At 67.9% G+C, this 13,940-nt stretch carries 12 protein-coding genes; 2 read left to right on the top strand and 10 right to left on the bottom strand.

Going from position 1 to position 13,940, the window contains the following annotated elements; genetic code table 11:
- Nucleotides 1-20: 20 nt before the first annotated feature.
- The 9 genes from OLX23_RS04495 to OLX23_RS04455 form a co-directional block, all read right to left on the bottom strand.
- Nucleotides 21-2,048: an FAD-dependent oxidoreductase gene (locus tag OLX23_RS04495; protein WP_264443348.1), complete on the bottom strand. Its 2,028-nt coding sequence runs from the start codon at nucleotides 2,046-2,048 to the stop codon at nucleotides 21-23.
- A gap of 22 nt (nucleotides 2,049-2,070) precedes the next feature.
- Complete coding sequence (locus OLX23_RS04490; RefSeq protein ID WP_264443347.1) at nucleotides 2,071-2,859, bottom strand: SDR family NAD(P)-dependent oxidoreductase; 789 nt, start codon at nucleotides 2,857-2,859, stop codon at nucleotides 2,071-2,073.
- A gap of 2 nt (nucleotides 2,860-2,861) precedes the next feature.
- A complete protein-coding gene (locus tag OLX23_RS04485; RefSeq protein WP_264443346.1) occupies nucleotides 2,862-3,998 on the bottom strand; it encodes a thiolase family protein in 1,137 nt (378 codons plus the stop codon).
- Entirely contained in the window at nucleotides 3,995-4,426 is a 432-nt protein-coding gene (locus tag OLX23_RS04480; protein ID WP_264443345.1) for a Zn-ribbon domain-containing OB-fold protein, read from the bottom strand. Before OLX23_RS04480 ends, OLX23_RS04485 begins: the two co-directional genes overlap by 4 nt.
- 299 nt (nucleotides 4,427-4,725) lie before the next feature.
- Nucleotides 4,726-6,420: an FAD-binding protein gene (locus tag OLX23_RS04475; protein WP_264443344.1), complete on the bottom strand. Its 1,695-nt coding sequence runs from the start codon at nucleotides 6,418-6,420 to the stop codon at nucleotides 4,726-4,728.
- 47 nt (nucleotides 6,421-6,467) lie between these two features.
- Nucleotides 6,468-7,352 carry a crotonase/enoyl-CoA hydratase family protein gene (locus OLX23_RS04470; protein ID WP_264443343.1) on the bottom strand — a complete coding sequence of 295 codons (885 nt, stop codon included), beginning with the start codon at nucleotides 7,350-7,352 and terminating at the stop codon, nucleotides 6,468-6,470.
- A 3-nt stretch (nucleotides 7,353-7,355) separates the two neighbouring features.
- Nucleotides 7,356-9,056 carry a class I adenylate-forming enzyme family protein gene (locus OLX23_RS04465; RefSeq protein WP_264443342.1) on the bottom strand — a complete coding sequence of 567 codons (1,701 nt, stop codon included), beginning with the start codon at nucleotides 9,054-9,056 and terminating at the stop codon, nucleotides 7,356-7,358.
- A 72-nt stretch (nucleotides 9,057-9,128) separates the two neighbouring features.
- Nucleotides 9,129-9,911, bottom strand: coding sequence for a phytanoyl-CoA dioxygenase family protein (locus tag OLX23_RS04460; RefSeq protein WP_264443341.1), 783 nt, complete (start codon nucleotides 9,909-9,911; stop codon nucleotides 9,129-9,131).
- A gap of 5 nt (nucleotides 9,912-9,916) precedes the next feature.
- Nucleotides 9,917-10,963, bottom strand: a complete 1,047-nt coding sequence (locus OLX23_RS04455; RefSeq protein ID WP_264443340.1) for a cyclase family protein — start codon at nucleotides 10,961-10,963, stop codon at nucleotides 9,917-9,919.
- 66 nt (nucleotides 10,964-11,029) lie between these two features.
- Between OLX23_RS04455 and OLX23_RS04450 the strand changes: the two genes are divergently transcribed.
- Nucleotides 11,030-11,365, top strand: coding sequence for a hypothetical protein (locus OLX23_RS04450; protein WP_264443338.1), 336 nt, complete (start codon nucleotides 11,030-11,032; stop codon nucleotides 11,363-11,365).
- A gap of 7 nt (nucleotides 11,366-11,372) precedes the next feature.
- Here OLX23_RS04450 and OLX23_RS04445 read toward each other — a convergent pair whose 3' ends face one another.
- Nucleotides 11,373-12,677: an MFS transporter gene (locus OLX23_RS04445; RefSeq protein WP_264443337.1), complete on the bottom strand. Its 1,305-nt coding sequence runs from the start codon at nucleotides 12,675-12,677 to the stop codon at nucleotides 11,373-11,375.
- Between the two features lie 134 nt (nucleotides 12,678-12,811).
- Here OLX23_RS04445 and OLX23_RS04440 point away from each other — a divergent pair, with 134 nt between their 5' ends.
- Nucleotides 12,812-13,912, top strand: a complete 1,101-nt coding sequence (locus OLX23_RS04440; RefSeq protein WP_264443336.1) for an epoxide hydrolase family protein — start codon at nucleotides 12,812-12,814, stop codon at nucleotides 13,910-13,912.
- Nucleotides 13,913-13,940: the final 28 nt, after the last annotated feature.

Raw genomic sequence — 13,940 nt, 5'->3', positions numbered from 1 at the left:
CGTTGCATTTTCTGTGCCGATCACAAACGCCGGGCGAGATATGCGCTTTCGTGTATCGCATTGCCGTAGGATCGGGGGCTACGGGCGTCGCCGACGACCTGAACCTCGATGCCCGAACCGAGCAGCGCGCGCGACAGCGGATCGTGCGCGACACGGCCCGGCGCGAGGATCAGATGCGCGGCGGCAATAGTCTCGCTGCGACCATCGCCGTGGCGGACCACGATCGTGCCCTCCCCCACTTCGGTCAGTTCGACCTCGGTCTCGGGCGCGAGCCCGGCCTGTCCGGCCCAGAGCATGACGTAGCGCGCGCGCGAGCCGATGTAGGCGGCCGGCGCGAACTTGGCGCGGGGGTCGAGCAGGCGGACCTGGCGGCCCGATCGCGCGAGATCGAGCGCCAGCTCGATGCCTTCGGCCCCGCCCCAGACGACGATCGGCCCCTCGCCCAGCGGCCGGCCGCGTTCGCCGAGGACGCTGTCGATCGTCCGCGCGAAGCCACTGTCGAGCGCCGAGCCGAGGCCCGAGACCTCGGGCAGCGCGGCCTTGGCACCCGTTGCGACGACGACGACGTCGGGCTTCTCGGCCAGAATGCGTTCGACGGTCAGTTCCTCGCCGAGCCGCACCTCGACACCGCGCTTGGCGATCATCGTGCGGAACCACTCGGGCTGGTAGGCGATCTGTTCGACATTGCGCAGCGTGCGATAGTTGCCCGCCCAGTTGAGCACGCCGCCGAGCCGGTCGGACTTCTCGTAGACCGTGACCTTGTGGCCGATCTCGTGTGCGGTCAGCGCATATTCGAGACCGCCCGAGCCGCCGCCCGCGATCAGTACGCGCTTGGGGCGGTTGGTCGGGACCAGGCGGTATTCGCGGTCGCGGCCGAAAGCGGCGTTCTGCGCCGAGCCGGCGACGCCCTTGCCGAAGATGTTGCCTTGGAGCAGCGATGCTCCGGTGCGCGTCGACTTGCGGATCTCGTCCTCGCGGCCCTCGGCGATCTTGCGCGGGAAGTCGGGATCGTCGAGCGACTGGCGGCACGAGGCGAAGAAATCGGCGGCACCGTCGCCGATCATCGTGCGCATCTGGTCGGGCGTGTTGATGTTGCACGATCCCATCAGCGGCATGTCGATGTCGCGCGCCTTCAGGCCTTCGCGCATGCGCTCGATATAGGGCAGGGTCACGAGGTTGGGCACGTAGAAGCCGCCGCCGATGATCTCGCCCGAATTGACTTCGGGATCGCGGCTCTTGGCGGGAAGCATCGAGCCGAAGGTGCAGTCGAGCGCGTCGATGCCCAGTGCGTGCAGCCGCGGCGCATAGTGCTCGATGAAGTAGTCGAGGTCGTAGCCGCCGACGAAGTTCTCATCGCAGACCAGGCGCGGGATCAGCGGGAAGTCCTTGCCGCAGAGCTCCTGCGTGCGCTGGATGATCTGCTCGCAGAACAGGAAGCGGTCGGCATATTCGTCGTTGCGACCCTGGTTTTCGAGCAGCGACAAGGTCACGTGCGGCAGCGAGCCGTGGCAGAAGTGGAACGAGACGTAGTCGTAGCCCGCCTCCTTCGAGCGCCGCGCGGCCTGGGCATAGTCTTCGACCAGGCTCTTGTAGACCTCGGTCGGGACGACACCGGGCTGCTGGTTGCCGATCGGGTACTTGCCGGTCGGGCCCCAGGACACGGTGCCGGGGATCCAGCCCTTGCCGGGTTCGAGCGGGAACGAGGTGCCCGCGCCGACGATCAGCCCGCCATAGAACAGCTGGATGCCCGCGAGCGCGTTGTTGTTGTGGATCACCTCGACCAGTTCGCGCTGCGAGATGATGTAGGTGTCGTCGTAGAAGCCGAGCATGCGCTCGTTGATCAGTCCGTCCCAGCGAACGCAGGTCGCGCCGACGCAGACCGCGCCGAAGCCGCCGGCTGCCAGGGCCTCGTAGGCGCCCACGGCCTGGCGGGTGACGTAGCCGCGGTCGTCCGACATGTTCATCGTCGTCGGCGCGTGAACCATGCGGTTCTTGAAGGTCAGGCCGCGGGTCTGGAACGGCTGCAGCAGGGGATCTGTGGTGGTCACGAAAGGTCCTCTTACGCGCGGGTTATGCACCTTGCGCGCGGTCTACGGAAATGGTGGAGCCGGACACGAAGCTGGCCCGGTCGGAGGCGAGGAACAGCACCATGTTGGCGATCTCATCGGGCTGAGCGGGCCGGCCGGCGGCGAAGACCGCGAGCGTCTTGTCGCGGCCGCCCAGCTTGTCGTCGAACTGGTCGTAGACGGCCTGGGCCATCGCGGTGTCGGTGAAGCCCGGCAGCACGGCGTTGACGCGGATGTCGCCGCCCGCGCGCATGCATTCGAGCGCGGCGCTCCGCGTGAAGTGCGAGATCGCGGCCTTGCTCGCGCCGTAGGAGGCCATGCCCGGATTGCCCTTGAGCGAGGCGGTCGACGAGATGTTGACGATCGCGCCCTTGCCCGCGGGCCGCATGAAGCGCAGCGCCATGGCCATGCCGAACAGCGAGCCGTCGACGTTGACCGCGAAAGCCTCGCGGTAGGTCCGGCTCATGCCTTCTTCGATCCGGTCGAAGCGTGCGACGCCGGCGCTGTTGACCAACACGTCGATCCTGTCCCAGGTCTCGGCGATCCAATCGCCCAGCGCGGTCCAGGCATCCTCGTCGGTCACGTCGAGCGCGCGGGCCGTGGCCTCGCCGCCGTCGGCGCGGATCAGATCGGCAGTCTCTGCGGCGCCCGCTTCGTTGAAGTCGAGCGCCAGCACCGTTGCCCCTGCCGCGGCCAACGCGCGCGCCGAAGCCCGGCCGATGCCCGAAGCCGCGCCGGTGACGAGCGCGATCCGGTCCGTGAGGTCGATCCAGCCTTCCGCCAGTCCACTCATGACTATGCCTTCTCGAGGATGTGGACGCCGGCCGCAGCGCCGAAGCCGAGGACGTGCGACAGACCGATGCGCGCACCGGCGACCTGCCGTGCGCCGACCTCGCCGCGCAGCTGCTCGACGATCTCGACCATATTGGCGACGCCGGTGGCGCCGATCGGATGGCCCTTCGACAGCAGCCCGCCCGAGACGTTGACCGGGATGCGCCCGCCGAGCGCGGTGTCGCCGCTGTCGATCAGCCGCCCCGCCTCGCCTTCGCCGCAGAGGCCCAGGTTCTCGTAGTGGAGGATCTCGGCCGTGGCGAAGCAGTCATGGAGTTCGACGAGGTCGAGGTCCTGCGGGCCGAGCCCGGCCATCTCGTAGGCCTTGGCGGCGGCCAGGCGCGTCACGGAATTGCAGTCGAACATCACCGGATTGCGTGGCTCGTAGGGATCGGAGACGAGCATCGAGGCGCGCACGCGCACAGCGCGGCTCATGCCGATCTCGCGCGCCTTCTTCTCCGAGACGAGGACCAGCGCGGCGGCACCGTCGACGTTGGCCGAGCACATCAGCTTGGTCAGCGGCCAGGCGATCATCTCGCTGGCGAGCACTTCCTCGAGCGGCGTCTCCTTGCGGTAGGCGGCCTTGGGATTCATCGTCGCGTGGTGGTGGTTCTTGACCGCGACCTGGGCGAACTGTTCGAGCGTCGTGCCATAGGCCGCGGCGTGGACCATGCCTGCCTCGGCGAAGACCGCGGGCATCGATTCCGAACCGAACAGCCCTTCGGGCGGCGGACCTTCAAATGGCGCTCCGCCGAGCATGCCGCGCGGGTTCTTTTCCGAACCCACGGCGAGCACGGCGTCGTAGATCCCGCTCTTGATGCCGATGAAGGCCTCGCGCACCGCGGTCGCGCCCGAGGCGCAGGCGTTCGAGACGTTGATGCAGGGCACGCCCGTCTGGCCGATCTCTTTGAGCACCTTCTGGCCGAGCATCGACTGCGCGTTGAAGCACGACGAGGCATAGATCGCGCCGATATCCTTGATCGACAGGCCGGCGTCGTCGAGGGCGCCGAGTGAGGCCTCGGCGCCGAGCTGCCAGTAGGTCCGATCAGGATATCGGCCGAAGGCGATCATGTCGGCGCCGACGATGTAGACGTCGCTCATGCCTGGTTCTCCCGGGGCTGGAAGTGGAAGCCGACGTAGGGCACGCCCTCCTTGTCGTGCGCGCCGCCGGCATCGTCGAACACCAGCGCGACGGGCAGGCCGTGCCGCAGCGCATCCGCATCGACCCCGCGCAAGGTGCCTTTGAGCGTCAGCCCGTCGTCGAGATCGACGATCGCCGAGACGAAGGGCACGGCCACGCCCGGATAGGAGCGATGGACCACCGACCAGGTGTGCAGCCTGCCGGTCTCGACCGCGCGGAATTCGGCCGGCGGGGTCCGGCTCGCGCAGGCGCGGCAGGCCATCGTCCGCTCGGTCACCGCGGCGCCGCAGACGTCGCAGCGGAAGCCGGCGATCCAGGGGCGCGCATCGCCGCCGATGCGGATCACGGTATTGCCGGGCTTGGGTATAACGAGGCTATCTGTCGTCACGCGCTGACTCCTGCGGCGGGCAACTCTGTGATAGCGAAGCTGCTCGCCGAGTAAAGAATGAATAAGAGTCGTTGCAATAAATCGCGGTGACGGAGATTCGCTTTCCCGCACATCGATGCGTTGGTCACTCGACCTTCGCGCCAATACCCAACCGTCGCCACTGCGAAGGCAGGGGCCCAACCAAGCTCTCGTCCTGAAACGGAGGGCGCTTGGAGGCACGGTCAGTTGGGCCCCTGCCTTCGCAGGGGCGACGGTTACAAGATCAAGGGAGACGGCGCTCAGCCTGCTCCCGCTACTCCTTAGGCGATATTGCTCGCATTGGCCGCGTGCTTGGCGGCGATCCAGCCGAAGACGAAGCTCGGCCCGACGCTCGATCCCGCACCCGGATAGATCCGGCCCATGACCGAGGCCGTCGAGATGCCCGTGGCATAGAGCCCCGGAATCACCGAGCCGTCGTCGCGCAGTACGCGCGCGTTCTCGTCGGTGACGACGCCGCCATAGGTGCCGACGTCACCCGGCACCACCGGCGCCGCGTAGAACGGCCCGGTCTCGATCGGCCCCAGCGTGTGCGAGCCATCCTTGCGGTGGAAGTTGCCGAGGAAGTTGTCGTAGGCGCGATTGCCGCGACCGAATTCGCCGTCCACGCCCGCGCGGGCATCGGCGTTGAACCGGTCGATCGTCTGGCGCAGCACCTTGCGGTCGACGCCGATCTGGTCGGCCAGGTCCTCGATCGTGTCGGCCTGCTTGAAGAAGCCGGTTTCGAGCCAGGCCTTGGGCGGCGTGCCGCCGTGATAGTCGTTGCGGCCCTTCTGGTCGCCGATCCACCACGAGTGCACGGCGGGCACGACCTTGTCGCGCTTGAGCATGTTCTGGCAGAACTCCATGTAGGAACCGCCCTCGTTCATGTAGCGGACGCCCGACTGGTCGACGACGATCGAATGCGGCTTGGCATAATGCGTCTGGCCGCCGGCCAACTTGGCCAATGCGACGCCGTTGCCCTGGTTCTCCATGCCCGGCGGGATCGACATCTGGTTGCCGACCATCTCCTCCATCTGGCCGAGCGCTGCGCCGATCCTGTTCATCTCGAGGATCATTTCCCCCGTGCTGCCCGGTGTCGCGGCGGTCCACTTGGCCGAGGTGCCGGGCTGGTACTTGTCGCGCATTTCCTGGTTGTGGCTGAACCCGCCGGCGTTCACCAGCACGCCGAGATTGGCGCCCACCCGCCAGGGCTTGCCGTTCCTTTCGGTGATCACGCCCCGCACCGCGCCGCTTTCGTCCTGGATGAAGCCGCTGACCTTGCTGTCGACGCGCAGGTCGACCCCGGCCTTGAGGTTCGCCTGGAGCATCCGTCCCTGCAGCGCGCCGCCGGCGGTGACCCAGCGCTTGCCGGTCAGCTTCGCCGCGATCATGCGCATGCCGACCTTGAGCATGTCGCGCTTGCCCTTCCACGAATGCTTGGCGAGGCCGATCTCGAAGCCTTCGAACAGGCGCGCCGGGGTGTTGCCGAGGAAGTTGGGTTCGAGCTTGTCGCGCCATTCGCCGAGTTCGTTGCTGTCGAACAGGTCGGCGATCACCGTACGCCCCGCGACCGAGCCGCCCGGGCGATCGTCGTAGTAGTCGGGCCACCAGGGTGCGCGGCCCAGCTTGATGCCGTTGTCGACGAGGAAGTCGACCATCTTGGGGCCCTCGGTGACATAGGCGCTGCGCTTGGCCGGGGTCGTGCCCGGCGCGTCGAGCGACTGGCCCGCGGTCGCCTCCATGTAGGTCATCGACTTCTCGTAGGAGTCCTCGACCCCGGCTTCCTTCATGAAGCGGTTGTTCGGGATCCACATGACCCCGCCCGAGCGCGAGGTCGTGCCGCCGATCCGCGGCATCTTCTCGAGCACGACCACGCTCTTGCCCAGTGAGCGCATGAGCAGCGCCGAGACCATCGAGCCGCCGCCGCTGCCGACGCTGATGAAATCGAAAGTCTCGTCGAATTGCAGGTCGCTCATCGTACTGTCCTCATCCCTTCGGGCTCGTGCGGCCCGTCTTGTTTCGATCAGAAGTATTCGGGCTCGGTCCACCAGGGGTAGTAGTCGGGCATGTCGCTGGAGACCGTGCCCGGAAAGACCGGAGTTCGTTTGTCGAGGAAGGCGCGCACGCCTTCCAGCGCGTCGGGGCTGCGGCCGCGGGCATAGATGCCGCGGCTCTCGACCCGGTGCGCCTCCATCGGATGCGTCATGCCGAGCCCGCGCCACATCATCTGCCGGGTCAGTGCGATCGACACCGGTGCCGAATTCTCGGTCAGCTCGCGGGCCAGCTTGCGCGCCTCGGGAAGCAGGTCTTCGGGCGGCAGGACGCGGCTGACCAGACCCGCGGCCAGTGCTTCGTCGGCGCCGACCGAGCGGCCCGAATAGCACCATTCGAGCGCGCGCGAGATCCCGACGATGCGCGGCAGGAACCACGACGAGCCGACCTCGGGCACCATTCCGCGGCGCGCGAAGACGAAACCGAAACGCGCGGTCTCGCTGGCCAGGCGCACATCCATCGGCAGCGGCATCGTCGCGCCCATCCCGGCGCAGGGGCCGTTGATCGCGGCGATCAGCGGCTTGGTCATGGCATAGAGCCGCAGCGCCAGGATGCCGCCCGGCTCGCGCGCCCATTGCTGCTGATAGACGGTCTCACCCTCGGGAACCGTGCGGCTCGCGGCATCGGGCGCCTTGAAGGTCTCGTCGCCGCGCGACATGTCGGCGCCTGCGCAGAACACGCGCCCTTCGCCGGTCAGGATTACCGCGCGGACGTCGTCGTCGCGGTCGGCACGATCGAAGGCGGTGGTCAGTTCGCGCACCGCGTGTCCGTCGATCGCGTTGAGCTTTTCCGGGCGGGCCAGCGTGATCGTGGCGACGCCGGCGTCGATCTCGTAGCGGAGGGTTTCGAAGTCCATGGCTCAGGCCAACTCGCGCAGAGTCTTGAGGAACTTGCCGCGATCGACCTTGCCCGAGGCCGTGCGCGGCAATGAGTCGCGGGTCAGGAAGACGTCGCGCGGGACCTTGTAGATGGCGACCCGCTGCTTGGCGTGGGCCTTGATCTCGTCCTCGCTCGCCTCGGCGCCGGCTTCGAGCACGGCGGTCACGGCCAGACGTTCGCCCAGGCGTGCGTCGGGCAGGCCATAGGCGATGACCTCCCGCACCGCCGGATGATCGCCGACGACACGTTCTACCTCCGCGCAGTAGATGTTCTCGCCGCCCGAGATGATCATGTTCTTCTTGCGGTCGACAATCGTGTAGATGCCGTTCTCGTCGACCGTGGCGACGTCGCCCGAGGCGAGCCAGCCATCCTGCAGGGTCTCGGCCGTCGCCTCGGGATCGCCGACGTACTCGTTCATCAGCATCGGGCTCGAGACCCAGAGCTCGCCCGCCTCGCCCGGCGCCGCGATCGAGCCGTCGTCGCGGCGCAGTTCGATCTTCACGGTCGGCGCGGCCCAGCCGCAGGCTGCCGGATGGTCGAGGTAGAGGTTGCCGCTGATGTTGCAGGTCTGGGCGGTGGCCTCGGTCTGGCCATAGCCGTTGGCGAGCTGGCAATTCGGCATCCGCGCCTTGATCTCCTCGACCAGCGCCAGGTTTAGCGGCGCGGCGCCGTTGACCATGTAGCGGACGTTGGCGAGCATCTCGGGCGTCGCGCGGGGGCTGCGGAACATGTCGAACAGCATCGCCGGGACGAAGGACAGCCGCGTCATGCCGACATGCTCGATCATGTCGAAGGCGACGTCGGCGTTCCACTTGCCCATGATGTGGATCGTCGTCCCCAGGCTCAGCGCGCGCAGGATCGGCATGATCCCAGAAAGGTGGAACATCGGACCGAGGATCACCGCGGGCGTCGTCATCGCGCGGCGATCGGGCGGCAGCGTCTCGCCGCTCTCCTCCTCGTAGCGAATGTCCTGCAGGGTGCCCATGAAGGCCGCGACCGAGACCGAATGCGCGAGCGCGCCGTGGCTCAGCAGCGCACCCTTCGGGAAGCCCGTGGTGCCCGAGGTGAACAGGATGATCGCGCCCTGGCCCGGCGCGATGTCGGCGGGCGCGAAGTCGAGGCCCGGCTGCGGCGCCGACAGCGCGGCGAAGTCCGCATCGCGGGCGCGCAGCGGCACCTTGGGCTCGCCGATGACGATCCGCGGCCAGGCGGGATCGGGCTGCTCGGCGGTGATCACGTCGTCGCGTTCTGCATCGAGGATCGCCAGCGTGCAGCCGACCTTGTCGATCGCGCGCAGCATCTCCTCGGCCGCGCCGCGGCTGTTGACCAGCGCCGCCACTCCGCCGAGCGCGGTGATCGCCAGCAGCGAGATGATCCATTCGGGACGGTTGGCGGTGACCACGGCCACCGTCGTGCCCTGCCCCACGCTGTAGCGCTCGCGCAGTGTCTGGGCGAGCGCGGCGGCGCGCGCGAAACCCTCGGCATAGGTCAGGCGCGTGTCGCCGTGGACGATCATCAGCCGGTCGCCGTACTGCATGCCCTGGCGATAGAGACCGGCCAAGTTGCGCGGCGCGCCCCGGAACACCTCGTGCACCTGATCGCCGATCCGCTCGGGTACCAGCTCGAAGGCCTTGCCGGGGCCGATCAGCCGCGCGACCAGCGGATCTCGGATATTGCTCACTTCTCCCGGCACGACCGACTCCCGATTAATGCTTTACGCGCGATGCATATCTTCGCTGGCGAGATGTGCAAGTCAGGCGAGCTGCGGGAACATCGGATGGCGGAAAGGATCGCCGTCACGCAGATTGTCGTGCAGCCCCGGCACGTTCGGCGCGGCCGTCCGGCCCGGGCGCGCCTGATAGGTCGCGTCCTCGCCGAAGAAACGCAGGGTCAGCGTGCGGCGCCGTCCCTGCGGCCCCGGTGCGCCGCCGCCGTGGAGCACGCTCGGGTGGAACAGCACGACGTCGCCGGGCTCGGTCGCCCAGCCGTCGATGTTCCAGCTTGCGCGATCGGCCTGGACATCGGGCATGCGCGGCAGGTCGCCGGTCCTGTAGAATGGGTCGGTCGGATCGCCGGGCTTGAACGAGGTGCCGTTGTAGACCGGCCCGCGATGGCTGCCGAGGCAGTATTCGAGCGTCGCCGCGCGGCTGACGGGATCGAGGCTTATCCAGCAGACCGCATGATGTGCGCCGGCGACGGGCATGTAGGGCGTGTCCTGGTGCCACGGCGTGAAGTTCTCGGTCGCTTCCTTGTGGAAGATCTGCTCGTACATGTACCAGACCGGCCCGCCCCAGAGCTCGGCCAGCAGCGGCGCGATCGGCGAGCGGCGGAGCATGCCGTCATAGGCGGCATAGCTGGCCGGGTTCGACAGGTCCTGCCACGAGCGGTCATCGCCGCCCATTGTCGTGAAACCCGGGCCGCGGTTGTCGCGGGTCCATTCGTAGGCTTCGGTCGCATCGGCGATCTGCGCGGGCGAGAGCAGCCCGCGCAGGCAGGCAACGCCGTCGCGGTCCCAGGCGATCTTCAGTTCGTTCATGTCGATCATACCGTGCCCACCCCCGTCACCGGTGATCCCACCGCGCCCGGCAGTCGCAGCGGCGGCGCGGTGAACAGGAAGCGCGAGCGGCCGTTGGCGCGCAGCCAGTCGGCCAGATCGCTGAGCAGGAACATCTCGCCCAGTGGGATGCCCAGCTTGAACAGGCAGTGGTTGTGCAGCGGCACGCGCGAGCCGTGCGGCGTCTCGCGCTTGAAATCGGGCATGCATTCGACCGCCTCGTTGTCCGAGACCAGCGCCACCGCGCCGCTGTCGGTGATCCACTGCAGCAGGCGGTCGTCGAAGCCGTCGAGCCCCGAGCAGCGGTGCGGATCGACGGGTACCGAGACGTCGACATATTGCGCCAGCAGTGCGCGGTCGAAGCCCGTGCGGAAGCAGAGCACGTCGCCCTCCTCGACCTCGACCTTGTCCTCTTCGAGGATCCGCATGAGCCGGTCATAGCCGATCCGTTCGGCCTCGAGCCCGACGTGCGCGAACAGGTCGATCATCACGCCGCGCGCCTGCAGACCGGTCTCGGCCAGGGTCTCGATCCCGAGCCGTGCCGCGCCGTAGGGGCCGTCCTTGGCCGCGCGGTCGTGGAGGTAGTCGAACGGGCCGTGGACGTGATCGTGGGCGCGATAGCCGTTGTAGTAGGTCGCTTCCTCCTCGCCGCGACCGTCGTCGTAGAGGAAGCCCATGTGGCAGAGCGAATCCCACTGGGTCGAATATTGCAGGCTCAGCAGCGCGCGGTCGTCGCAGACCACGTCCTTCTGGCCCGGAAACATGCGGCCATAGGGATAGTTCATCGCCGGATCGTCGCCGCGCATCGAAAACGACATCTCGGGCGGGAAGCGGCGCGGGTTGATCTGCACGCGCGGGCAGTCGAGCGGCAAGGACAGGCAAAAGGCGATCCCCTCGCGCACCTCGGCGGCGGCGGCGCGGCGGCGTTCGGGGGTGATCAGGTTGAGCCGGCCGATCTGGTCGTCGGGGCCGAAATCGCCCCAGTTCGAACCTTCGGGGCGCTGCTGCCAGCGCTTGTCATCCGCCTCTATCATTGAATCTCTCCTGTTGCATTATTCATGCACGGCTTGCATGCCCGGGGCAAGAAGAGGATCGAATCGATGGCCCGTTTTACCTACGCCGTTCTCTCGCGCGCCGTTGCCGGCCGCGAGGAGGAGTTCGTCACCTGGTACCGCGATCGCCACTTCGCCGACGTCCTGCGCATGCCCGGCGTGGTTGGCGGCAAGCTGGTCAGCCTCGACTTCCAGCGGGTCTACGAACTCGACGACGCGCCGCAATGGACCCTGCTGACGCTCTACGAGCTCGAGGGCGACAATCCCGAAAGCGTGATCGATTCGATCCGCGCCGCCTCGGGCTCTGACGACATGCCAATGTCCGACGCGCTTACCAAGGCCGGCATGGTCCAGGCCGCCGGCCGGGTGATCGCTTCGAGCTAAGCGCCGGCTAGGCCGCCGCCGCGCGCATGCGATTGACCGCCGGCGCGGCGAGCAGGACGAACACGCCGGCGAGGGCATAGATCGGCAGGCCGAACAGCATCATCGCCTCGGCCACGCGCGTCTCGGCGCGCAGCACCTCGTTGGTCACCAGCGCGACCGCCGTCGGCCCCAGGCCGAAGCCGATCAGGTTGCCGACGAACTGGTACATCGCGATCAGCAGGCCACGCCCTTGCGGCGGCACCAGGTCGGGCAGCAGCGAATAGCAGGCCGCGCCGATAACCCCCGACAGGATCACCGAGATCGACAGCGCGACGACGATCCCGGGCACGAACTGCGGCTGCAGCAGCGGCAGCAGCACGATCATCTGCCCGACGAGCGCCACGGCGGTCAGCTTGAGGCGCCCCGTCCGCGGATCGCGCCGCGCCGCCCAGTCGCTGAGCGCGCCGCCGATCACCGCCGCGCCGATGCCGCCGATCAGCGAGATCGAGCCGAGCACCATGCCGGTCTCGGTCGGTGTCAGCCCGCTCTGGCGCATGAACACCGCCGGCCACCAGTTGCCGACGCCGTTGCCCGCAACCGCGATCACCACGAAGGCGGCGAAGAGCAGCAGGAACATCGCGCCATGCCGGCGGACGTGGGCGATCATGCCGAAGCTCTCGCCCATGCCCGTGGCGGCGGCGCTTTCGCGCGGCGGTTCCTGCACGAGCAGGAGCAAGGGCGTGGCGACCAGGCTGACCAGGCCCGCGCCAAACAGCGCGAGTTGCCAGGCCGCGAGTTGCCCGACCAGCGGCAGGACGGGCTGGTGATCGGCAAAGGCGTCGAGCAGCGCGCCGCCAACGAGGTTCGCCAGGGCGCCGCCGAACATCGAGGCGGCGAGCAGCAGCGCGGTCGGCTTGCCGCGCTGTTCGGTCGGGAACAGGTCGGCAACGATCGAGATCGCCGCAGGCGCCAGCACGGCCTGGAACGCGCCCAGCGTCATGCGCGCCGCGAAGAAGGTCCAGAAGTCGTGCGACAGCGCGCAGGCGAGGGTCGCCGCGCTCCAGCCGAGCATGCCCGCGATCAGCAGGTTGCGCCGGCTCCAGCGGTCGACGAGGTGGCCCAGCGGGATGCCGATCACCGAGAAGCAGATCGCGAAGGCCAGGCCGTAGAGCAACGAGACCTCGGTATCACTGAGCTGCATCGACGCCTTGATGCCGGGGATCAGCAACAGCAGAATCAGCCGGTCGAGCATGGCCATGGCCCAGACCAGCGCCAGGATCCAGACCGTGCGCCACGCACCCGGTCGCCGCACCGCAGCCTCGCTTGCCGGCATCGTGCTCTCCTTTTGTGTGTTCTCTTGCCCGAGCCTGCCATGGCTGCGATAAAATGCAACGCGATGTTTGCATTGTATCGAGGCGCTGATAGACCCGCGACCGGACTCGCCCACTCTGACCGGAAGATCGCAACGTGAAAAGACCGTTTCGTGTCGCCGTTCCGCAGGCCCGGCTCGACTGGATCGCCGGGCGCGTGGCCGATGCCGTGATCGGCTATGCCCCCGATGACGATGCCGATTGGAAATACGGCACCGATGCGCGCTATCTTGCCGAGTTCCGCGACCACTGGCGCGATCGCTACGACTGGTCGGCGGCCGAGGCGGCGTTCAACGCGCTGCCGCAATACATGGCCGAGATCGAAGGCATCGCGGTCCACTTCTACCACCTGCCCGTGACCACCGGTGAGCCGGGCTATCCGCTGATCCTCAGCCATGGCTGGCCGGGCTCGGTGCTCGAATTCCTCGAAGCGATGCCGTTACTGGCGGCGCGCGGCTACGACGTGGTCGTGCCTTCGCTCCCCGGTTACGGCTTTTCGGGCCGCCCGCCCCGCCCGATCGGTGCGCGCGACATCGCGCGGATGTGGCGGACCTTGATGGTCGATGTGCTCGGCTATCCGCGCTTCGGCGCGCAGGGCGGCGACTGGGGGGCTTCGGTCACCACCGCGCTCGCGCAGGATCACGCCGGCGTCGTCGGGGCCTTCCACCTCAACTATCTCGCGCACCGGCCCAGCGGCGAGATGTCGCCTGAGGAGGCCGACTGGTTCAAGGCGGCGCGGCGGCGGATGAACGACGTCGGTGCCTATTCGAAACAGATGACCACGCGGCCGCAGACGATCGGGCTCGCCCTCGCCGACACGCCGATCGGCTTCGCCTCCTGGGTGCTCGAGAAATACCGCGCCTGGTCGGACAACGACGGCGACATCGAGAGCGCCTTCTCGAAGGACCAGTTGATCACCGCCGTCATGACCTATCTGGTCAGCGACAACGTCCAGGCGTCGATGTGGCTCTACAACTCGATGACCGTGGCGCGACCGACCGATGGTGGTCCCATCGCGGTGCCGATGGGCTTTGCGCGGTTTCCGAAAGAGACCCCACCCCCGCCCCGCGCTGCGGCCGAGAAGCGGTTCAACATCGTGTCGTGGCAGGAGATGCCCAGCGGCGGTCACTTCGCCGCCTGGGAGGAACCCGAGCTTTTCGCCGCCGAGGTCGCGGGCTTTTTCGACCGCTGGCGCTGACCATATCGCCCGCACGCTGCCCCAGCCT

Origin of the sequence: Novosphingobium sp. JCM 18896 (assembly GCF_025938095.1) — a bacterium.
Lineage (GTDB): Bacteria > Pseudomonadota > Alphaproteobacteria > Sphingomonadales > Sphingomonadaceae > Novosphingobium.
This window is presented reverse-complemented; position numbering and strand designations above follow the sequence as displayed.